Raw genomic sequence first — 20,865 nt, 5'->3', positions numbered from 1 at the left:
CGGCCCCCCGGCCAGTTCCTGGGAGAGGGGGCGAGAGGGGCGGTGGGATCCATGGGGGGAGCCTTCCCCGGCGCCGGCCGGGCCAGCCATCGGCTCCCCCGATGGGCCCATCGGCAGGACCCTCCGCCGGCTCGTGGACCGTCCCCGCCCCGGATTCGTAGCGTCGGTCCCATGAGAAACGAGACCAGGGGAACCCTCGAACTGACCCTCGCCATGGTGCTGTCCGGCACCCTCGGCGTCTTCGTCGTCGAGTCGGGGGCTTCGCCCTTCACCGTGGTGTTCTTCCGGTGCGTGTTCGGGGCGGTCGCGCTCGGGGCGTACAGCCTGGCGCGGGGGTTCTTCACCGGGCACGGGCTCACGCCGCGGAAGCTGGGGCTCGCCGCGCTCGGCGGGGCGTTCATCGTCTTCAACTGGGTGCTGCTCTTCGAGGCGTACGAGGCCACCTCGATCTCCTTCGCCACCGTCGTCTACCACACCCAGCCGTTCTTCCTGGTGCTGCTCGGCGCCGTCGTCCTGCGGGAGCGGATCAGCGCGGCCAAGGTGGGCTGGCTCGGGGTCGCCTTCGCGGGGCTCGTGCTGGTGTCGGGGGTGCGGCCGGGGGACACCGCCTCACTCAAGGGACTCGGCTTCGCGCTGGCCGCCGCCGTGCTCTACGCGCTGTCCACCGTCGTCACCAAGCGGATCAGCGGGGTCCGGCCGCATCTGATCGCGCTCGTCCAGGTCACCGTCGGCATCCCGCTATTGCTGCCCTTCGCCGACCTCGGCGAGGCCGCCGGGCTCGGGGCGGGCTGGGCGTGGCTCGTCGGCCTCGGGCTCCTCCACACCGGGGTGATGTACGTCCTCATGTACGCGGCGTACGCCAAGCTGCCGACCGCCCGGATCGCGGTGCTCGCCTTCACCTACCCCGCCGTCGCGATGCTCGTCGACTGGCTCGTGTACGGGCACCACATCGGGGTCGTGCAGGCGCTGGGCGTCCCCTTGATCGTGCTCGCGAGTCTCAGGGTGAACCGGGTGACTCGCGGAACAGGCGGCGGGCCCGCTCCACGAACAGGCCGACGTGGGGCGGAAGGCGCTTCCCCCGTCGCCACGCGATCTGCGTGAACAGCGTGAACGGCGGCTCCCAGTCGAGCGCCGTCAGCGCCCCGGACGCCAGCTCCTCGGCGACGGTGATCCGGGGCAGCAGCGCGATCCCCAGGCCCGCGGCCACACCCCGCTTGCTCGCCTCGATCGTGCCGAATTCCAGGAACGAGGGGGAGTGCGGGGCCAGGTGGGACTCGAACAGGTCGCGGTAGGCGCAGCCCGGTTCCGGGCCCACCAGGGGCTGCGCCGCCAGGTCCGTCGCCGTCAGGGCGGTGCGGTCGGCGAGGGGGTGGCCCGGTGCCGCGACCAGGACCAGCCGCTCCTCGCCGAGGACTTCGCTCTCCAGGCCCTCGTGCCGGGTCTCCGGCTCCATCAGCAGCCCCAGGTCGTACGTGCCCTCCCGCAGCGCCCGCCGGGTCGCGTCGCCGAGCGTCGGGCGCAGGGTCAGCCGCACCTTCGGGTAGCGGTGGTGGAAGAGCTCCAGGAGCGGCGGCAGCCGGTAGGAGGTGAGCGACTCCATGGTGCCGACGGCGATCGTGCCGGCCGGCTCGTCGGTCGCCGTGACCGCGGCCCGGGCCTCCTCGGCGAGCTCGATGATCTGCCGGGCGTACGGGAGGAGGCGGGTGCCGGCCTCGGTGAGGCGGATGCGGGAGCCGAGGCGTTCGAAGAGCTCGGTGCCGAGGGAGGACTCCAGGGCGCGGACCTGGGCCGTCACGCTGGACTGCGCGTAGGTCAGCTCCGCCGCCGCTCGGGTGAAGGAGAGGACGGTGGCCACCTTCTCGAAGGTGACCAGGAGCCGCAGCTCCATCAGCTCTCGGTCTCCTCGCCCCGCTCGCGGCGCTTCAGCTCCTCCTCGCGGCGGCGCAGGTCGGCCTCCCAGTCCTTGAGGCGGGAGTCGTCGTCCGGGCGCTTCTCCTCGCGGAGCGACTTCAGGAACTCGGGGTTGTCGTCGGGGGCGACCCAGCCCGTGCCGCCGCGGGCCGCGGCCCGGCGCTGCTTGCCGGCGGCGAACCAGACGATCGGGCCGACGATCCAGAAGAGCAGGATGATGATGACCCAGACCACCTTGGGCAGGTGCTTGGTCTCTTCCTCGGGGGTGTTGAGGCAGTCGATGAACGCGTAGATCGTCAGCGCCAGCGGCAGGATGTACATCAACGCCCTGAGCATGTGGGACAGCCCCCTGGAAGCAGCGGCGGGAGCGCGTTTCGACGGCCCCGGTGACACGGCCAGCGTAGCCGGTGCCCGATACTTGCCCGTATGGCTTACGACGATCTCCGCTCGCTGCTCAGGGCGCTGGAGCGCGAGGGCGACCTCAAGCGCATCAAGGCCGAAGTCGACCCGTACCTGGAGGTCGGGGAGATCGTCGACCGCGTGAACAAGGCGGGAGGCCCGGCGCTGCTCTTCGAGAACGTGAAGGGCTCCGCCATGCCGCTCGCGATGAACGTCTTCGGGACGGACCGGCGGCTGCTCAAGGCGCTCGGCCTGAAGTCCTACGAGGAGATCTCCGAGAAGATCGGCGGGCTGCTCAAGCCCGAGCTGCCGCACGGCTTCGTCGGGGTCCGCGAGGCCTTCGGGAAGCTGGGCTCGATGGTCCACGTGCCGCCGAAGAAGGTGAAGGACGCCCCCGTGCAGGAGGTGGTCCTGACCGGCGACGACGTCGACCTCGACCTGCTGCCGGCGCTGTTCACCTGGCCGAAGGACGGCGGCTCCTTCTTCAACCTGGGCCTCACCCACACCAAGCACCCCGAGACCGGGATCCGCAACCTCGGCCTCTACCGCCTCCAGCGGCACGACAAGCGCACCATCGGCATGCACTGGCAGATCCACAAGGACAGCCGCAACCACTACGCGGTCGCCGCGAAGCGCGGCGAGCGGCTGCCGGTCGCCATCGCCTTCGGCTGCCCGCCGGCCGTCACGTACGCCTCGACGGCTCCGCTGCCGGGCGACATCGACGAGTACCTCTTCGCCGGCTTCGTGCAGGGCAAGCGGATCGAGATGGTCGACTGCAAGACCGTCCCGCTCCAGGTCCCCGCGCAGGCGGAGGTCGTGATCGAGGGCTGGCTGGAGCCGGGCGAGACGCTGCCCGAGGGCCCGTTCGGCGACCACACCGGCTTCTACACGCCGCAGGAGCCGTTCCCGGCGCTGAAGATCGACTGCATCACCATGCGGAAGCGTCCGCTGCTCCAGTCGATCGTGGTCGGCCGCCCGCCGACCGAGGACGGCCCGCTGGGCCGGGCGACCGAGCGGTTCTTCCTGCCGCTCCTGAAGATCATCGTCCCGGACATCGTCGACTACCACCTGCCGGAGTCGGGCGGCTTCCACAACTGCGCGATCGTCTCGATCGACAAGAAGTACCCGAAGCACGCGCAGAAGGTGATGCACGCCATCTGGGGCGCGCACATGATGTCGCTGACCAAGCTGATCATCGTGGTGGACTCCGACTGCGACGTCCACGACCTCCACGAGGTGTCCTGGCGGGCCCTCGGCAACACCGACTACGCCCGTGACCTCACGGTCGTCGAGGGCCCGGTCGACCATCTGGACCACGCCTCGTACCAGCAGTTCTGGGGCGGCAAGGCCGGCATCGACGCGACGAAGAAGCTGCCCGAGGAGGGCTACACGCGCGACGGTGGCTGGCCGGACATGGTCGAGTCGGACCCGGCGACGGCGGCCCTGGTGGACCGCCGCTGGAAGGAGTACGGGCTGTGACCACGGCCGCGGTGCCCGGCGCGCAGCCGGGACGGGCGAAGGCGTTCCTGCGCCTGGTGATGATCGAGCACTCGGTCTTCGCGCTGCCCTTCGCGTACATCGCCTCGCTGACCGCGATGTACCAGCTGGACCGGGAGATCCACTGGTGGACCCTGTTCCTGGTGACGGTCTGCATGGTGGGGCTGCGCACCTTCGCGATGGCCTGCAACCGGATCATCGACCGCGAGATCGACGCCCGTAACCCGCGCACCGCCCAGCGCGAGCTGGTCACGGGCGCGGTGTCGGTGCGCTCGGCGTGGACCGGCGCCGGTGTCGCCGTCGTCGTCTTCCTCGGCGCGGCGGCCCTGCTCAACCCGCTCTGTCTGGCGCTCGCGCCGCTCGCCGTGATCCCGATGGTGGTCTATCCGTACGGCAAGCGGTTCACCAACTTCCCGCACGCGATCCTGGGCCTCGCCCAGGCCATCGGCCCCATCGGGGCGTGGCTCGCGGTCAGTGGCGAGTGGTCCTGGGACGCGGTGATCCTGGGCCTCGCGGTCGGCATCTGGATCGGCGGCTTCGACCTGATCTTCGCCTGCCAGGACGTCCAGGCGGACCGCGCGCACGGCGTGATGTCCGTCCCGGCCCGCTTCGGCATCCCCGCCGCGCTGTGGGGCGCCCGCGCCTCGGCCGTGGTGACCACGGGCCTGCTGGTCTGGTACGCGCTGGCGACGGACGCGGGTGTCTTCTTCTGGGCCGGTCTGGTGATCGTGGCGGCGGCCTTCTGCTACGAACACTCGATCGTGAAGCCGCACGACCTGTCGCGGCTGAACCGGGCGTTCTTCACCACGAACGGCTTCATCGGCGTCTGCCTGTTCCTGTGCGCGCTGCTCGACCTGCTGGTGCGCGGGCTGTCCCTGTAAGGGCCGGATAGGCTCGTCGGCGTGGAGCAGGTGAACAAGCAGCAGCGTCGTCCGTGGGTCGTCGGGGTGTCGGGGGCGTCGGGGACGCCGTACGCCGCCGCCGTGCTGCGGGGGCTGCTCGCGGCCGGGGAGAGCGTCGATCTGGTCGTGTCGCGGGCCTCGCGGCTGACGCTGCTCGACGAGACGGGGATTGCCTTCCGGGACGCGCACTGGCGCGAGGACCTGGCGACGTGGCTGGCGCGGGGCGCCGACGGGAAGCCGGACACCTTCGACGTGCCGGGCGGCCTGGACGACGTGCGGTACTGGGCGGCCGGGGATCTGGCCGCCGGGCCGTCCTCCGGCTCGTACGCCGTGAAGGGGATGCTGATCGTGCCGGCGTCGACGGCCGCGGTGGCGGGGGTCGCGCTCGGGCTTTCGAAGGACCTGCTGCAGCGGGTGGCGAGCGTGACGCTCAAGGAGCGGCGTCCGCTGGTGGTCGCGGTGCGGGAGACCCCGCTGAACGGACAGACCCTGAAGCACATGGTGGCGCTGGACGAGGCGGGCGCAGTGGTGCTGCCCGCCTCTCCGGCGTTCTACGCGGGGGCGACGCACATCCAGGATCTGGTGGACTTCGTCGCCGGGCGGGTGCTCGACGCGGCAGGCGTGCCGCACGTGCTGTACCGCCGTTGGGAGGGAGAGCTCGGTGGAGCCCTCCGTCCCGCTGATTAGCGCTTCTTGGCGCGCTTCTTCGCGGCGCGCTTCGAGGCGGGGGTCGACTGGTGGGCACGCGAGCGGTTGGCCATCTCCTGCAGCTCGCGCATACGGGCGTAGGCCATCTCGATCGTGTACACGGTGAACACCACTCCTGAAAGATCGTCTTTGATCTGCTGAAAGATTCACAGGGCGTCTCCCCTGTGTACCTTAGATTCTATACCTAAACTCGCGGTATCGCTGGACAATGGAAGGCTTCATACCTATGGACGCCGTGGACAGGCAGCTCATCCAGGCTCTGCGCGAGAACGGCAGGGCCTCGTACGCCGAGCTCGGCCGGCTCGTCGGGCTCTCCGGCCCCTCCGTCACCGACCGCATCAACCGACTCGAGGCGGCCGGTGTCATCACCGGCTACCGCGCCACCGTCGACGCCGCCTCGCTCGGCCTCGGCGTCACCGCCCTCATCGGCATCTCGCTCTCCGACGCCGCCGACCACGAGGACGTGGCGCGCCGCCTGAAGGACCTGGCCGAGATCGAGGACTGCTGGTTCATCGCCGGAGACGACTCCTTCATGCTCAAGGTCCGCTCCGACGACGTGGACGGCCTGGAGAAGACGATCCGGCGACTGAGCGGGACCAAGGGCGTGTCGCGGACCCGTACGACGATCGTGCTCTCCACGAAGTGGGAGAACCGGGTCGGGGATCTGCCTGAGGAGAGCTGACGCGAAGCGGCATGGGGGCCCCTCCCGCCCGAAGGGTGGGGGAGTACGGTTGGCACGCCTGGTTTCGGAGAAAGAGGAGGCATCCGTATGGACGCGGGGCTCAAGCGGGAGCTGGAGCAGAAGGTCCTCGCCGGCGAGCGGCTGAGCCGTGAGGACGGCATCGCCCTGTACGGATCGGACGACCTCGCCTGGCTCGGCGGACTGGCCCACGAGGTCCGGACCCGCAAGAACGGCGACGTGGTGCACTTCAACGTGAACCGTCATCTGAACATGACGAACGTGTGCACCGCCTCCTGCGCCTACTGCTCCTTCCAGCGCAAGCCGGGCGAGAAGGACGCGTACACCATGCGCATCGAGGAGGCCGTGCGCCTCGCGAAGGCGATGGAGAACGAGAACCTCACCGAGCTGCACATCGTCAACGGGCTGCACCCCAACCTGCCCTGGCGCTACTACCCGCGCTCGCTCTCCGAGCTGAAGAAGGCGCTGCCGAACGTCTCGCTCAAGGCCTTCACCGCCACCGAGATCCACCACTTCGAGACCATCTCGGGCCTGTCGGCCTCCGAGATCCTCGACGAGCTGATCGAGGCCGGTCTGGAGTCCCTGACCGGCGGCGGCGCCGAGATCTTCGACTGGGAGATCCGGCAGCACATCGTGGACCACGCCACCCACTGGGAGGACTGGTCCCGGATCCACCGGCTCGCGCACGAGAAGGGCCTGAAGACCCCGGCCACGATGCTGTACGGGCACATCGAGGAGCCGCGCCACCGCGTGGACCACGTGCTGCGGCTGCGGGAGCTCCAGGACGAGACCGGCGGCTTCCAGGTCTTCATCCCGCTGCGCTACCAGCACGACTTCGTGGACATGAAGGACGGCAAGGTCCGCAACAAGCTGCAGGCCCGCACCACGATGGCCACCGGGGCCGAGGCCCTGAAGACCTTCGCCGTCTCGCGGCTGCTCTTCGACAACGTCCCGCACGTCAAGGTCTTCTGGGTCATGCACGGCGTCCAGACCGCGCAGCTGGCCCTCCAGCACGGCGCCGACGACATGGACGGCTCGGTCGTCGAGTACAAGATCACCCACGACGCCGACAACTACGGCACCCCGAACAAGCTGGGCCGCGAGGACCTGCTGGAGCTCATCCGGGACGCCGGTTTCAAGCCGGTCGAGCGCAACACGCGCTACGAGATCATCCGCGAGTACCCGGGCCCGGACGCGGAGCGGCGCGAGGCCCCGCAGCTGATGCGTTTCTGATCCGTCCTCGCCCGCTGCCGCCGCTGCCGCTGCTCCCTAGGTGAGCGGCAGCAGCATGACGATCTCGTCGCGGTCGTCGCCCGGGGAGACCCGGACGGCGGCCGGGACGCGGCCGACCTCCTTGTAGCCGGCCCGCGCGTAGAAGGCGTCGACGCCGGTGCCGCCCCGGCAGGTGAGCCGGACGGCCTCGATGCCTTCGAAGCCCTCGGCGGTCCGCGCGGCCCGCTCGACCGCGGCCATCAGGTCGAGCCCGTACCCCTTGCCCTGGTGTCGGGGGTGCACCATCACCGTGTACAGCCACACCCAGTGCGTCATCAGGGGGTGGCTGTTGTACGTGAAGAAGGCGGTGGCGGCGACCTCGCCCGCGCCCTCGGCGCCTTCTGTGCCTTCTGGGCCCTCGTTCACGCGGCCGACGAGCAGCCGGGTCGTGCCCCGGGCCATCCCCACCAGGTGCGTGAGCAGCGCGGGCCGGATCTCCTCGCGGGTCACGGGCGGGACGAAGCCGACGGCGCCGCCTGCGTGGGAGACGTCCGCCCAGAGGTCGAGCACCCCGTCGCGCAGGGCGGGGCCGACGGGCGGATCCAGCTCAAAAGTAAGGGTCATGGGGGGAATTTATCTCTTACCTGGTGGAGCGCTCAAGGAGTTCCGACCTTTGGACGTCCGGATCGGGACCTTCGCCTGTCGGCGGGGGATAAGTGGCGGAGTAGCTTGTGAATGCATTCACGAGCTCCGGTCTCCGGGCTCCTGACCAGGGAAGAAGGCATGTAGCCATGGCCGTCCACACGCCGGAACGTCACACCCTCCGCGGCACCGCCGGCCGACCCGGAAGCCAGGACGACGTCCTCGTCCGCTCGGGCCGCGTCCGCGCCCTGCTCGCCGTCGCCCGCGTCCTCACCGGCTTCTTCTTCCTGTGGGCCTTCCTCGACAAGACCTTCGGGCTCGGCAAGGCCACCCCGTCGGCCGGGGCCTGGATCCGCGGCGGACGCCCGACCGAGGGCTTCCTGCTGCACGGCACCACCGGCCCCTTCGCCCACCTCTTCGACTCGGTCGCGGGCGCCTGGTGGCTGGACACCCTCTTCATGCTCGGCCTGCTCGGCGTCGGCGCCGCGATGATCCTCGGCATCGGCATGCGGGTCGCCGCCGCCTCGGGCACGCTGATGATGGCCTTCATGTGGCTCGTCACCCTCTGGCCCGGCGCCAACCCCTTCATGGACGACCACTGGATGATCGCCCTGGTGCTGCTGATCACCGCCGCCACCGGCGCCGGAAGCTACTACGGCCTCGGCGGGCGCTGGGCCCGGCTGCGCCTGGTCCGCGAGCACCGCTGGCTGATCTGACCGCCGACGACACCCCGGTCCCCGCGAGCGTCCCTCCCCGTGCTTCACTGGAGGGACGCTCGTCCGGTATGGGAGGGAACAGACATGCTCCGCTACACCCTGATGCGCCTCGGCATCTTCGCCGGCAGCTTCCTCGCGCTGTGGGGCCTGGTCTACGTCGGCGTGCTGCCGCGCGGCCTCGGCGACTCCAACCTGCTGTGGGTCCTGCTGCTCTCGGTGGTCATCTCCGCGCCGCTCAGCTTCGTGCTGCTGCGCAAGGAGCGCGACGCGATGAGCGTCCAGATCGTCGAGAAGGTCGACCGCGCCAAGGGCCGGCTCGACGCGAACCGCTCCGCCGAGGACGCGGTCTGAGCGCCGTAAAGGCCGCGTAAGCAAGCTCACACCCCGCACACTCCGCCCCGGGCGGGAGCCTTCGAAGGCTCCCGCCCGGGGTTTTCTTCGTTTCGAACCCAAAGAACACCTTTGAGGATCTCAAAGTTCAAGTGTTAACGTGTTCGACATGAAGACAGCAGTGCGCCTCCCCCATGCCGCGAGCCCCCCGCTCGTCGCACGCCTGCACGTCGATCTGTGCCTCCCCCGATCACTCGGCTTCGCTCGTTCAGGGGGGACCCCCTGTATGTCCGCGGTCTGTTGCCGCTGAGTCCAACCCGGCATCATGCAGCGGTCCGCGCTTCGAGCGCGGGTGCCGCACCCCCGTCCCCGTATTTCCCGATACGCACCGCTGGAGTGTGTCCGTGTCCGCGTCCTCGTCCGCGCCCGTGGCGAAGTCCCGTATACCCAAGGTCCCGTTCTGGGCCCAGATCGTCGCCGGTCTCGTCATCGGTGTCCTGCTCGGCTGGCTCGCCCGCAGCCAGGACATCGGCTGGCTGAAGGAGACCCTGACCCAGGTCGGCGGCATCTTCGTCCAGCTGCTCAAGCTGGCCGTCGCCCCGCTCGTCTTCTTCGCGATCCTGGTGTCGATCACCAACCTCCGCAAGGTGAACAACGCGGCCCGGCTGGCCGCCCAGACCCTGATCTGGTTCATGATCACCTCGCTGATCGCGGTCGGCATCGGCCTCGCGATCGGCCTCCTGACCAACCCCGGCGCCGGCACCGGCCTCACGCCGAAGGACGGCAAGCTGCCCGAGCACCAGGGCAGCTGGATCGACTTCCTGACCGGCATCATCCCGACGGACGTCATCACGCCGTTCACCGAGCTGAACGTCCTCCAGATCGTCTTCATGGCCGCCGTCGCCGGCATCGCCGCCCTGAAGCTGGGCGAGAAGGCCCAGCCGATCCTCTCCCTCTCCGAGTCCGTCCTGGAGCTGCTGCAGAAGGCCCTGTGGTGGGTCATCCGGCTCGCCCCGATCGGCACCGCCGGCCTCATCGGCAAGGCCATCGTGAACTACGGCTGGGACCTGCTCGGCAAGTACGCCACGTTCACCGCCGACGTCTACATCGGCTGCGCCCTGGTCCTGTTCGGCGTCTACCCGCTGCTCCTCGCGACCGTCGCCAAGCTGAACCCGCTGCAGTTCTACAAGGGCGCCTGGCCCGCCATCCAGCTGGCCTTCGTCTCCCGCTCCTCGGTCGGCACCATGCCGGTCACCCAGCGCGTCACCGAGCGCCTCGGCGTCCCGAAGGAGTACGCCTCCTTCTCCGTGCCGTTCGGCGCCACCACGAAGATGGACGGCTGCGCCGCGATCTACCCGGCGCTCGCCGCGATCTTCATCGCGCAGATCTTCGACGTGCAGCTGGGCGTCAAGGAGTACCTGCTGATCGCGTTCGTCTCGGTCATCGGCTCGGCGGCCACCGCCGGCCTCACCGGTGCGACGGTCATGCTGACCCTGACCCTCTCCACCCTCGGCCTCCCGCTGGAGGGCGTCGGCCTCCTGATGGCCATCGACCCGATCCTGGACATGATGCGCACGGCCACCAACGTCGCCGGTCAGGCCCTGGTCCCGGTCCTCGTCGCCTCCCGCGAGAAGATCCTCGACCTCGCCGCGTACGAGTCGGCCTCGGCCTCCCCGGTCGACGACCTGGTGGACACCCGCGCCACCGAGCAGAAGGTCGCGGTCGCGGCCTGACGCCCCACCGCACCGCGTACGTGAGGCCCATGCCCCCGAGGAGGGGGCATGGGCCTCACGGCTTTTCCGGCCGTACGGGGTGGGGATCCGGCCGTACGGGACGGGGGTCCGGCTAGGTGCGGTCGGGGTCCGGCTTGGCGTCCGCTCGCGCGTCGGGCGCGTCCGGGGCCTCGCCCGTGTCCGCGTCCGGGTCCCCGCCCGTGTCCGCGTCCGTGTCCGGGCCCGTGTCCGGGCCCGTGCCCGGCTGCGAGTAGAGGATGTCGCGGGCCTGCTCGGCGGCGCGCATCAGGCTCTCGCCGATGAAGTCGACGAAGCGGGCGATGGTCTCCAGGCGGGCGGCGGCCGGGGTGTCGGGGCCGAGGATGCCGATGCCCTGACGCGCGGTCTCGGCGAGCTGGAGGTTGGCCCGGGCGCCGGCGATCGTGCCGTGGTACCAGACGTCGTTGTCGGCGGTGTAGCGCTCGCGGCGGCGTTCGTCGCGCTCCCGGCGGACGAGGCCCTGGCCGTCGAGGAACGTGATGGCCTTGGAGACCGACGCCGGGCTGACCTGGAGGTGCTGGGCGAGTTCGGACGCGGTGAGGCTGCCCGAGTCGCTGGTGTAGAGGGCCATGAGGACCCGGGCCATCATCTTGGGCAGGCCCTGCGCCATGAGGAGGGTCGTGAACGTCTCCTCGTACTCCCGTACGGCCTCGGGGTCGCGCCCGTGGGTCTGCGGCGCCGCCCCCCGCCCCCGGGGTGTGGTCTGCCGGCGCTGGTGGGTGCGGCGCTCGGTGGCACGCTGGGCGAGGTCGGCGCGGTAGGAGGTGGGGCCGCCGTTGCGCATGACCTCGCGCGTGATGGTCGAGGTGGGGCGGTCGAGGCGCCTGGCGATCTCCGCGTAGGCGAGGCCGTCGCCCAGTCCCAGCGCGATCTGCTGACGTTCCTGCTGGGTGAGTCTGCCTCCCGGCATCGCGGTCTCCCTCTTTGTGCCCTTTTCGTGCTGCCTGACGTGCTCAGCATAGCGTTCACTCCACTCTCATTGCAACGTGAAGAGGGGCTGACGTTGCGTTAAATCCATCTCAGTTGCAACGAAATTACTGCTATGACCTGCGGTGATATCGATTCCACGCAACGAAGGTGTTGATGAGATGTCGAACGCAACGTAGCTTTTCCAATGTCGGAAACGCCGACGGCACGGCAGAGAGTCACCGGAGAACACCATGCAGAACTTCGCCACCACCGCCCCGACCACCACCGTCCTGAACATCCCCGCCGGCCGCGTCGAGCTCATCGCCGCCGACCGGAAGGACGCCACCGTCGAGGTCCGCCCCGCCAACGCCGCCAAGGGCCGCGACGTGAAGGCCGCCGAGCGGATCGAGATCGTCTTCGCCGACGGAGTGCTGCGGATCGCGGCCCCCGAGGCCGAGCACAAGCTCCTCGGCAGCTCCGGCGAGGTCGAGGTGACGGTCCAGCTCCCGGCCGGTTCCCGCGTCGAGGCCGAGGTCGCCGCGGGCGAACTGCGCGGCACCGGCCCGCTCGGGGACGTCGTCCTGGAGACCGCGCAGGGCCCGGTCACCCTCGACGAGGCCGCGAGCGCCCGGATCGGCGTCCAGGACGGGCACATCACGGTCGGCCGCCTCAACGGCCCGGCCGAACTCCGCACCCGGCAGGGCGACATCAGGGTCACCGAGGCCGTGCGCGGCGCGGTCGAACTGCGCACCGAGAAGGGCGACATCGAGATCGGCGCCGCCCGCGGGGCCTCCGCCACCCTCGACGCCGGTACGGGCCACGGCCGCGTCGACAACGCGCTCCGCAACACCGAGGGCGCCGCCGCCGAACTGAACATCCGCGCCACCACCGCGTACGGCGACATCACCGCCCGCAGCCTCTGACCCCCGACGCCCACCCCCACCCCGCAGCGTGAAGGAGTACCCCTCATGACCGGCACCACCGACCTGGCCATCGCGGCGCACGGGCTGCGCAAGTCCTACGGGGACAAGCCGGTCCTCGACGGCATCGACCTCGCCGTCCCCGAAGGCACGGTCTTCTCCCTGCTCGGCCCGAACGGGGCCGGCAAGACCACCGCCGTGAAGATCCTCTCCACCCTGATCTCCGCCGACGCGGGCAGCGGCCCCCTCCGGGTCGCCGGCCACGACCTCGCGTCCGACCCGCAGAAGGTCCGCGCCTCGATCGGCGTCACCGGGCAGTTCTCCGCCGTCGACGGGCTGATCACCGGCGAGGAGAACATGCTCCTCATGGCCGACCTGCACCACCTGCCCAAGCGCGAGGGCCGGCGGGTCGCCGCGGAACTCCTGGAGCGCTTCGACCTCACCGAGGCGGCGAAGAAGCCCGCCTCCACCTACTCCGGCGGCATGAAGCGGCGGCTGGACATCGCGATGACGCTGGTCGGCGGCCCGCGGATCATCTTCCTCGACGAGCCGACCACCGGCCTCGACCCGCGCTCCCGGCACACCATGTGGCAGATCATCCGCGGCCTCGTCGCCGACGGCGTGACCGTCTTCCTCACCACCCAGTACCTGGAGGAGGCCGACCAGCTCGCCGACCGCATCGCCGTCCTCAACGACGGCCGGATCGCGGCCGAGGGCACCGCCGAGGAGCTCAAGCGGATCGTCCCCGGCGGCCACGTCAGGCTCCGCTTCACCGACCCGGCCGCCTACCGGACCGCCGCCCTCGCCCTCGGCGAGGTCCTGCCGGACGACGAGTCGCTCACCCTCCAGGCGCCCAGCGACGGCAGTCAGCGCGCCCTGCGCGTCCTGCTCGACCGGCTGGACGCGGCCGGCGTCGAGGCCGCCGAACTGACCGTGCACACCCCGGACCTGGACGACGTGTTCTTCGCCCTGACCGGTCCTGGAGCCGGCCTCGGCACCGGCCCCGGCGCCACGCTGCCGACCCAGCCGGCCCCGCGCGCCTGACCCGCCCCCGCCCGACCTCGCCCCGCCCGCCCCGCCCGCCCCGCCCTGCCCTACCCCGTCCCGTCCCGTCCAAGGAGGACGTCCGATGAGCTCCCTCTCCCTCGCCGTGCGCGACTCGGCCACGATGCTGCGCCGCAACCTGCTCCACGCCCGCCGCTACCCGTCGCTGACGCTGAACCTGCTGCTCACCCCGATCATGCTCCTGCTCCTCTTCGTCTACATCTTCGGCGACACGATGAGCGCGGGCCTCGGTGGCGGCGTCCCGGACCGCTCCGCGTACCTCGCGTATCTCGTCCCGGGTCTGCTCCTGATGACGATCGGCAGCACCACGATCGGGACCGCGGTCTCGGTCTCCAACGACATGACCGAGGGCATCATCGCCCGCTTCCGCACGATGGCCATCCACCGTCCGTCGGTGCTCGTCGGGCACGTCGTCGGCAGCGTGCTGCAGTCGGTGGCGAGCGTGGTCCTGGTCGGCGCCGTCGCCGTGGCCATCGGCTTCCGCTCCACCGACGCCACCGCCCTGGAGTGGCTGGCCGCCTTCGGACTGCTCGTGCTGTTCTCCCTGGCGCTCACCTGGATCGCGGTCGGCATGGGCCTGGTCAGCCCGAACGCCGAGGCCGCCAGCAACAACGCGATGCCGCTGATCCTGCTGCCGCTGCTGTCCAGCGCGTTCACGCCGGTCGAGTCGATGCCCGGCTGGTTCCGGCCGATCGCCGAGTACCAGCCCTTCACCCCGGCCATCGAGACCCTGCGCGGTCTGCTGCTCGGCACGGAGGTCGGCGCCAACGGCTGGCTGGCGGTCGCCTGGTGCGTCGGCCTCGTGGTCCTCGGCTACTTCTGGTCGACGTCGAAGTTCAACCAGGACCCCCGGTAGCCGGCGCCCGCCGTGACGGCGGATCGCCACCAGCCACCAGGCACCACCCACCAGCACCGCCCCAGGGCGGCGTACCCCGGCAACGCGCCGGAGCACGCCGCCCTTTCGGCGTCCCCGGGGCGAACGGCCTGCACGCGGATCTGTCCAAATCCCTTGCGGCACCCTAGATTTACTCGAAAGTAAGGTTACTGTCCGGTTCTCGACGTCCCGAGGAGCCGCACGTGCCCGTCTCCGAGTCGCCGCCCCTCCGCGGTACGGCACCGCCCTCGCTGGTCCGCGTCGACGGGACCGTACGCGAGGCGTCCGTACCCGCGCTCGTGCCGCCCGTACGGCGCGGCTCGCTCGCCGACCTCCCGTACAGCACCGCCCGGGAGGAGCCGACGGCCGTGCTCTTCGCCCGCAAGCGGCCCGACGGCGACTGGGCCGACGTCACCGCCGCCACCTTCGCGGCCGAGGTGCACTCCGTCGCCAAGGGGCTCATCGCCCAGGGGCTGCGGCCCGGCGACCGGCTCGCCCTGATGGCCCGCACCCGCTACGAGTGGACCCTCATCGACTTCGCGGCCTGGGCCGCGGGCCTCATCACCGTCCCGATCTACCCCACCTCCTCCGCGTACCAGACCCGCTGGATCCTCCAGGACTCCGGCGCCGCCGCCTGCGTCGTCGAGGACCCGGCCCAGGCGCGCCTGGTCTCCGCCGAGCGGCGCCAATTGCCCTCGCTGGCCCAGCTCTGGGTGCTCGACACCGGCGCCGTCGACCAGCTGCGCAAGGCCGGCGCGCACGTCCCCGACGAGGCCGTCACCGCCCGCCGCGGGCTGCTCACCCCCGAGACCCTCGCCACCCTCGTCTACACCTCGGGCACCACCGGCCGCCCCAAGGGCTGCGCCCTCACCCACGGAAACTTCCTCACCGAGGTCGACAACGCCGTCGGCCTCCTCCACCCCGTCTTCAAGGCGCTCAGCGACGAACCCGCCGCCACCCTCCTCTTCCTCCCGCTCTCCCACGTCTTCGGCCGCATGGTCGCGATCGGCTGCGTCCGCGCCCGCGTGAAGGTCGGCCACACCCCCTCCGTCGAGAGCGACGAACTCCTCGCCGACCTGGCCACCTTCCAGCCGACCTTCCTCCTGGCCATCCCGTACGTCCTGGAGAAGGTCTTCCACACCGCCCGCGCCACCGCCGAACGCTCCGGCCGCGCCGCCTCCTTCGACCGCGCCGCCCGCGTCGCCGAACGCTACGGCCACGCCCCCCGCCCCTCGCTCGGCCTGCGCGCCGCCCGCGCCCTCTACGAGCCGCTCGTGTACCGGCGCATCAGGGCCGCGCTCGGCGGGCGCGTCCGGCACGTCATCTGCGGCGGCTCGGCGCTCGGCGCGCGGCTCGCCGAGTTCTTCGCCGGGGCGGGCATCGAGGTCTACGAGGGGTACGGCCTGACGGAGACCACCGCCGCCACCACCGTCACCCCGCTCGGCGGACCGCGCCCCGGCACCGTGGGGCGCCCGCTGCCCGGCACGGCCGTCCGCATCGCCGACGACGGCGAGATCTGGCTCAAGGGCGGCCACGTCTTCGCCGGCTACTGGGACGCCCAGCGCGGGGTCGCCCTGCCGTACACCGACGAGGGCTGGTTCCCCACCGGCGACCTTGGCGCCCTCGACGACGAGGGGCATCTGCGCATCACCGGCCGCAAGAAGGACATCATCGTCACCTCCGCCGGCAAGAACGTCGCCCCCGCCCCGCTGGAGGACTGGCTGCGCGCCCACCCCCTCGTCGCCCAGTGCATGGTCCTGGGCGACGGCCGCCCGTACGTCACCGCGCTCATCACCCTCGACCACGACGGGCTGCTCCACTGGCGCCACATGCGCCACAAGGACCACCTCGCCCTGTGGGAACTGGCCGGCGACGAGGAGCTGACCGCCCTCGTCCAGCGCGCCGTCGACGAGGCCAACCGGCTGGTGTCGCGCGCCGAGTCGATCCGCGCGTTCCGCATCCTGACGCGGGAGTGGACGGAGGCGGGCGGACACCTGACGCCGTCCCTGAAACTGCGGCGCAGCGCCGTCCTGAGGGACTTCGGGCGGGAGATCGACGCGATGTACGAGGGGTGAGAGCGGTCCCGGTCCGCCGGGCGAGCCCTCAGAACCCGCTCAGGGCCAAGGCGCGAAACCCCTTCAGGGCCAGAGCAGTTCGCGCTCCCAGCCGCCGGGGCCGTCCGTCGTCCGCCGGTACCGGAGCCTGACGTGCCGCCGCCGCTCGTCGCCCTGGAAGAACTCCACCTCGGCCGGCTCGACCACGTACAGCGTCCAGCTCGGCGCGTCGGCCTCCGGCTCCCGCAGGGCCCGCTCCCAGGCGGCGGCGCTCGCCTCGGCGAGGGTCCGCGTCGAGTCCAGCACCTCGCTCTGGTGCCCCACGAGCGCGGAGGCGAGAGCGCCGGGGGTGCGGGCGTGGAGGTCGGCGTACGCCTCCTCGGGCGTCCCGGTGGCCACCCTGCCCCGGACCCGGACCTGGCGGCCCTGGACCGGCCAGTAGAAGGTGAGCGCCGCCTCGGGCCGCGCGGCGAGCTGCCGCCCCTTGGCGCTGCCCGCGTGCGAGGCGAAGTGCCAGCCGCGCGCGTCGGCGTCGTGCAGCATCACGATCCGCACGTCCGGCCGCCCGTCCGCGTCGACGCTGGCGAGCGCCATGGTGTGCGGCTCCACGGCCTTGGCCTCGACGGCGGAGACGAACCACGCGTGGAAGAGCGGCAGCGGCTCGGCGGGCGCGGTGTCGGGGTCGAAGGCGGGCAGTTCGGTGTCCCAGACCCGGGACGACCGCAGGGCCTCGATGAAGGGCGACTGGCTCGTGTTCATGCCGCCCATCATGAGGCCCCGCGGGGGTGTGGTGCCGGTGTCAGCCGGTGTAGTAGCCGGCGATGTCGGCGATGAGGTCGACGGTGCCGGAGTGGTTGTAGAAGGTGACCCTGCCGTCCTTGACGGGGACGACGACGAGGTTGGGGACGGTCTGGCCGGCGACGAAGTTGAGGTTCGAGGCGGCGGTACGGGTCGTCCCGTACGGGTAGACGGAGACGAAGCCGGTGGCCGTCGGGCCGGTCGCGGTCACGTTGAGGACGACGGCGGAGTACTTGTACCCGACCGCCAGGCTGACGGTCTTGCCGGCCCCGATCTTGCCCTGGGCGACGCCGGTGCCGTCGCGGGTGTCCATGAGGCGCTTGGGCTGCATGCCGGTGAAGACGGAGCCGGTGTCCTTCTTGAAGTAGCCGGCGACGTCGGCGAGGAGGTCGACGGTGCCGTACTTGTTGTAGAAGGTGACCTTGCCGTCCTTGACGGGGACGATGACCAGGTTGGGGACGGTCTGGCCGGCGGTGAAGTTGAGGTTGGACGCGGCGGTGCGGGCGGTCCCGTACGGGTAGACGGAGACGAAGCTCGTGGCCGTCGGGTTCGTCGCGGTGACGTTCATGACGACGGCCGTGGCACCCGGCTCGGTGACGGGCAGCGTGACGGTCCCGTTCGCGGCGACCTTGGCCTTGGCGACGCCGGTCCCGTTACGGGTGTCCATGAGCCGCTTCGGCGTGACCGGCTGGTACCTCGAACCGGCCGGGCCCTCGGTGTAGTAGCCCGCGATGTCGGCGAGCAGGTCGACCGAACCGGCGCGGTTGTAGAACTCGACCCAGCCGTCGACGACGGGCACGGTGACCAGGTTGGCGCTGGTCTGGCCCGCCTTGAAGTTGAGGTTCGAGGCGGAGGTGCGCTGCGTCTCGTGCGGGTACGCGGAGACGAAGCTGCTCGCGGTCGCGTTGGTCGCGGTCACGTTCAGCACGACGGCACTGAGCCCCTCGGCGGGCACACCCGCCTGGCCGGCCACCTTCAGGAGAACCTTGCCGTCGGCCCCCAGCTTGGCCTTCGGGACGCCGAGGCCGGAGCGGGTGTCCATGAGGCGGGCGGGGGTGACGGGGGTGTAGGTGCCGGGAAGGGTGGTGAGGGAGCTGCCGGTGATGTTGAAGGCGCCCCAGATGCTCTGCACGGGGCCGACGCCGTCGAGGGGACGGGCGACCAGCTCCCAGCGGTACTGGCCGGACTCGACGCCACGACCGAGGGCGTCCTTGCCGTCCCACTGCGGGCGGACCGACGTGCCGGTGGCGGTCGTTCCCTTGAGGGTGCGGACACCCTCGCCGTTGCCCTTGGCGATCCGCAGGTCCCAGGAGCCGACGGGCCGCGAGAAGCGCCACACGGGGGACCAGGGGGCTGCCGTCGGCTCGACGCCGTCGCCCTGGAAGTCGAGGTCCGGGACGGTCCGGTCGAGCGGGGCGAGCGCCTGGCGGGCCAGGTCGACCCGCTTGACGTGGATGTCGTTCGCGGAGTCGATGTACGCGACGCCCCCGCCGAACTTGTCGACGGTCCACGTCGTGCCACGCCCGGTGCCGGAGGCGGCGGCCGGGAGGTCCGCGAACGGGGAGGTCGCGCCGGTGGCGGTGTCCGTCAGCTGGAGTTCGGCTCCCACGTGCCGGACCAGGTAACCGTCGCCCAGCAGGGCCTGGCCGGTCGGGACGGGCACGTTCTTCTTGAGCGTCTGGTCGTAGACGCCGGCCTTCCCGGCGGGCGCGCACGCCCAGTAGATCCACCGGCCGAGCGCCTGGAGTTCGGTCGGGGCACAGCCGGAGCCGAGGTCGACGGGGGCGGAGGTCGACCTGGTGGCCAGGTCGTAGGAGTTGACCTGGCCGGCCACGGCGGCGGTCTTCCAGACCTTGCCGGCCCACAGGGCGGCGGCTCCGGTGACGGTGAGTTCGAGGCCCGAGTGGTCGCTGTTGTCGAGGTTCATGACGTAGTGCTTGCCGCTGCCCGCGGACATCGCGTAGCGGCCGGCGGCCGCCACGGGCAGGCCCCCGTTGGGCGGGATGGCCTGGCGGAAACCGGAAGTGGCGAGCGGCGAGACGAAGGTGCCGGCCCGGCGGTCGTAGAGGACCGAGTCGCCGTCGCCGAGCGCCTGGAGGCCGGTCTGCGGGAACGCCGGCTCCGTGGTGCCGGGCATGGTGTGCCGCAGCCGGGGCTTGCCCGCGGAAGGCGTGCCCGTCAGGTCGGTGTCGACGTCGTAGAGCCCGGGGTTGTCCGCTCCCCAGGAGTTGCTCACGTAGCTCAGCCGGCCGGCACCGAGGGCCAGGCCGGTGTACGTCGCGGGGACCTCGGGCACGGCGCGGACGGTGCTCAGCGTGGGGGAGCCGTCCTCGCCGGGGGTGACGCGGCGGACGGCCCAGTCGGTGGCGCTCTCACCGCCGACGGCGAGGACGCTGCCGTCAGGGGCGAAGCCCAGCTTGGCCTCGGCGCCGCGCAGCAGCTCCTTGGCGGTGCCGCCGCCGAGGGGGACGGCGCGGAGCTTCTCACCGAGGACGTACGGCTGCTTTTCGTACGGCACCCAACGGGCGGCGATGACCCAGTCGCCGACCACGGCGAAGTCCATGTTCACCAGGCCCTCGGAGGGGTCGGCGACCTGGGTCGCCACGGGTGCGGCCGAGGGGTTCGCGCGGGGCGTGGTGTAGACGGTGCCCGTGCCGCTCTTCCAGCGCAGGACGTGCCCTGCGGAGAGGCGGAAGTTGTCACCGCCCGTGGAGCCGGCCACCGTGGTGAGGGTGGCGGTGGCGTAGTCGAGGTAATGGGCCGCGTTCCTGCCGAGCAGGACCGCGCCTCGGGAGTCCTGGGCGAGCGGCGTCAGGCCGATGCCGTCGACGGGGACACCGGTCACCACGCGCTCGGCCGGGGCGCCGTTCCCGGCCGAGAACAGCGAGAGCCCGGTGGTGACACCGTTCGTCACGGAGCCGGCCACCGCGGTGTCGGCGGTGTACGCGTCCGACCAGCGGAGCCCCGGGCGGATCGGGATCAGCGTGGTCGCGCCGGTGGCGATGTCGGTGACGAGGGGCCCGCCGTCGCCCTGGTCGAGGTAGAGCCCGGAGTGGCCTTCGTCGGCCAGGGGGGACGCGGTCTTCGTCGCGCCCGTGGCCGCGTCCGTCCACAGCAGGTCCTTGGCCCCCTCTTGCCGGTGGAGGTAGCCGGTGGGGCCGACCTGGACGAGTTCCTCGCCGCGGGGCTTGAACCGGCCCGGGTCCGGGACCACGACCTCGTCGGTCGCGGTGGTGGCGGCCGGAGCCGCCGAGGCCGGGCCGCCCGTGACCGTCGCGGTCAGTCCGGCCGCGATGCCGAGGGTGGTGGCGAGGGCGAGCGCTTTCCGCGTGCGCGCTCGTGCGTGCTGCTGCAAGGTGGGTTCCCCTCCGGGGGTTCATCGGGCTCGGGTACGGGCGCCGTTTTGCGGCGCGGGTTCCGCGCTGCCCCCTCCGGCGCCCGTCCGAGGCCGTGAAC

At 71.3% G+C, this 20,865-nt stretch carries 20 protein-coding genes; 13 read left to right on the top strand and 7 right to left on the bottom strand.

The features are described from left to right. Positions 1–171 precede the first annotated feature (171 nt). Positions 172–1,101 carry a DMT family transporter gene (locus ACZ3ZE_RS34210; protein WP_363290805.1) on the top strand — a complete coding sequence of 310 codons (930 nt, stop codon included), beginning with the start codon at positions 172–174 and terminating at the stop codon, positions 1,099–1,101. Here ACZ3ZE_RS34210 and ACZ3ZE_RS34205 read toward each other — a convergent pair. Beyond that, entirely contained in the window at positions 998–1,888 is an 891-nt protein-coding gene (locus ACZ3ZE_RS34205; RefSeq protein WP_467261817.1) for a LysR family transcriptional regulator, read from the bottom strand. The genes ACZ3ZE_RS34210 and ACZ3ZE_RS34205 overlap by 104 nt on opposite strands. After that, a complete protein-coding gene (locus tag ACZ3ZE_RS34200) occupies positions 1,888–2,247 on the bottom strand; it encodes a PLD nuclease N-terminal domain-containing protein (protein WP_361171404.1) in 360 nt (119 codons plus the stop codon). Before ACZ3ZE_RS34200 ends, ACZ3ZE_RS34205 begins: the two co-directional genes overlap by 1 nt. Positions 2,248–2,337: 90 nt before the next feature. Here ACZ3ZE_RS34200 and ACZ3ZE_RS34195 point away from each other — a divergent pair, with 90 nt between their 5' ends. The 3 genes from ACZ3ZE_RS34195 to ACZ3ZE_RS34185 are packed head-to-tail and all read left to right on the top strand — an operon-like array spanning position 2,338 to position 5,396. Then, positions 2,338–3,789 (top strand): menaquinone biosynthesis decarboxylase, encoded by a 1,452-nt coding sequence (locus ACZ3ZE_RS34195; RefSeq protein WP_361171407.1) that lies wholly within the window; start codon positions 2,338–2,340, stop codon positions 3,787–3,789. After that, positions 3,786–4,688, top strand: coding sequence for a menaquinone biosynthesis prenyltransferase MqnP (mqnP, locus tag ACZ3ZE_RS34190; RefSeq protein ID WP_361171410.1), 903 nt, complete (start codon positions 3,786–3,788; stop codon positions 4,686–4,688). Before ACZ3ZE_RS34195 ends, mqnP begins: the two co-directional genes overlap by 4 nt. A gap of 30 nt (positions 4,689–4,718) precedes the next feature. Continuing rightward, the gene (locus ACZ3ZE_RS34185) at positions 4,719–5,396 is read left to right on the top strand and encodes a UbiX family flavin prenyltransferase (protein ID WP_361172102.1); all 678 of its coding nucleotides are present in this window, start codon (positions 4,719–4,721) and stop codon (positions 5,394–5,396) included. Here the strand turns inward: ACZ3ZE_RS34185 and ACZ3ZE_RS34180 are convergent. Beyond that, positions 5,393–5,530, bottom strand: a complete 138-nt coding sequence (locus tag ACZ3ZE_RS34180) for a hypothetical protein (protein ID WP_329421466.1) — start codon at positions 5,528–5,530, stop codon at positions 5,393–5,395. The genes ACZ3ZE_RS34185 and ACZ3ZE_RS34180 overlap by 4 nt on opposite strands. Before the next feature lie 113 nt (positions 5,531–5,643). Between ACZ3ZE_RS34180 and ACZ3ZE_RS34175 the strand changes: the two genes are divergently transcribed. Beyond that, positions 5,644–6,099, top strand: coding sequence for an Lrp/AsnC family transcriptional regulator (locus ACZ3ZE_RS34175; protein ID WP_361171413.1), 456 nt, complete (start codon positions 5,644–5,646; stop codon positions 6,097–6,099). A gap of 87 nt (positions 6,100–6,186) precedes the next feature. Continuing rightward, positions 6,187–7,350, top strand: a complete 1,164-nt coding sequence (gene mqnE, locus ACZ3ZE_RS34170; RefSeq protein ID WP_363290804.1) for an aminofutalosine synthase MqnE — start codon at positions 6,187–6,189, stop codon at positions 7,348–7,350. Between the two features lie 36 nt (positions 7,351–7,386). Here mqnE and ACZ3ZE_RS34165 read toward each other — a convergent pair whose 3' ends face one another. Then, entirely contained in the window at positions 7,387–7,953 is a 567-nt protein-coding gene (locus tag ACZ3ZE_RS34165; protein ID WP_361171419.1) for a GNAT family N-acetyltransferase, read from the bottom strand. Between the two features lie 167 nt (positions 7,954–8,120). Here ACZ3ZE_RS34165 and ACZ3ZE_RS34160 point away from each other — a divergent pair, with 167 nt between their 5' ends. The 3 genes from ACZ3ZE_RS34160 to ACZ3ZE_RS34150 all read left to right on the top strand — a co-directional run bounded on the left by ACZ3ZE_RS34160 (position 8,121) and on the right by ACZ3ZE_RS34150 (position 10,750). Then, positions 8,121–8,687 carry a hypothetical protein gene (locus ACZ3ZE_RS34160; RefSeq protein ID WP_467261815.1) on the top strand — a complete coding sequence of 189 codons (567 nt, stop codon included), beginning with the start codon at positions 8,121–8,123 and terminating at the stop codon, positions 8,685–8,687. 84 nt (positions 8,688–8,771) lie between these two features. Continuing rightward, positions 8,772–9,038 (top strand): DUF4229 domain-containing protein, encoded by a 267-nt coding sequence (locus ACZ3ZE_RS34155; protein ID WP_361171425.1) that lies wholly within the window; start codon positions 8,772–8,774, stop codon positions 9,036–9,038. Between the two features lie 383 nt (positions 9,039–9,421). Further along, positions 9,422–10,750, top strand: coding sequence for a dicarboxylate/amino acid:cation symporter (locus tag ACZ3ZE_RS34150; protein ID WP_361171428.1), 1,329 nt, complete (start codon positions 9,422–9,424; stop codon positions 10,748–10,750). Between the two features lie 112 nt (positions 10,751–10,862). Here the strand turns inward: ACZ3ZE_RS34150 and ACZ3ZE_RS34145 are convergent, their stop codons facing one another. Next, positions 10,863–11,699 carry a GbsR/MarR family transcriptional regulator gene (locus ACZ3ZE_RS34145; protein ID WP_467261813.1) on the bottom strand — a complete coding sequence of 279 codons (837 nt, stop codon included), beginning with the start codon at positions 11,697–11,699 and terminating at the stop codon, positions 10,863–10,865. Positions 11,700–11,949: 250 nt separating this feature from the next. Between ACZ3ZE_RS34145 and ACZ3ZE_RS34140 the strand changes: the two genes are divergently transcribed. The 4 genes from ACZ3ZE_RS34140 (at position 11,950) to ACZ3ZE_RS34125 (ending at position 16,632) form a co-directional block, all read left to right on the top strand. Beyond that, positions 11,950–12,621, top strand: a complete 672-nt coding sequence (locus tag ACZ3ZE_RS34140; RefSeq protein ID WP_361626317.1) for a DUF4097 family beta strand repeat-containing protein — start codon at positions 11,950–11,952, stop codon at positions 12,619–12,621. 45 nt (positions 12,622–12,666) lie between these two features. Continuing rightward, positions 12,667–13,662: an ATP-binding cassette domain-containing protein gene (locus tag ACZ3ZE_RS34135; protein ID WP_361626320.1), complete on the top strand. Its 996-nt coding sequence runs from the start codon at positions 12,667–12,669 to the stop codon at positions 13,660–13,662. Between the two features lie 85 nt (positions 13,663–13,747). Further along, positions 13,748–14,539, top strand: a complete 792-nt coding sequence (locus ACZ3ZE_RS34130; RefSeq protein WP_361171440.1) for an ABC transporter permease — start codon at positions 13,748–13,750, stop codon at positions 14,537–14,539. A gap of 221 nt (positions 14,540–14,760) precedes the next feature. Continuing rightward, positions 14,761–16,632, top strand: a complete 1,872-nt coding sequence (locus ACZ3ZE_RS34125) for an AMP-dependent synthetase/ligase (RefSeq protein WP_361171443.1) — start codon at positions 14,761–14,763, stop codon at positions 16,630–16,632. A gap of 63 nt (positions 16,633–16,695) precedes the next feature. On the opposite strand, the gene ACZ3ZE_RS34120 is transcribed toward ACZ3ZE_RS34125, so the two are convergent. Both ACZ3ZE_RS34120 and ACZ3ZE_RS34115 read right to left on the bottom strand, forming a co-directional pair. After that, positions 16,696–17,370, bottom strand: a complete 675-nt coding sequence (locus tag ACZ3ZE_RS34120; RefSeq protein WP_361171446.1) for a pyridoxine/pyridoxamine 5'-phosphate oxidase — start codon at positions 17,368–17,370, stop codon at positions 16,696–16,698. A 40-nt stretch (positions 17,371–17,410) separates the two neighbouring features. Further along, positions 17,411–20,764: a hypothetical protein gene (locus tag ACZ3ZE_RS34115; protein WP_467261811.1), complete on the bottom strand. Its 3,354-nt coding sequence runs from the start codon at positions 20,762–20,764 to the stop codon at positions 17,411–17,413. Positions 20,765–20,865 lie beyond the last annotated feature (101 nt).

This window comes from Streptomyces sp. NPDC023157 (assembly GCF_055560575.1).
The sequence above is the reverse complement of the archived record's forward strand: the minus strand, read 5'-3'. Positions and strand labels throughout refer to the sequence as shown.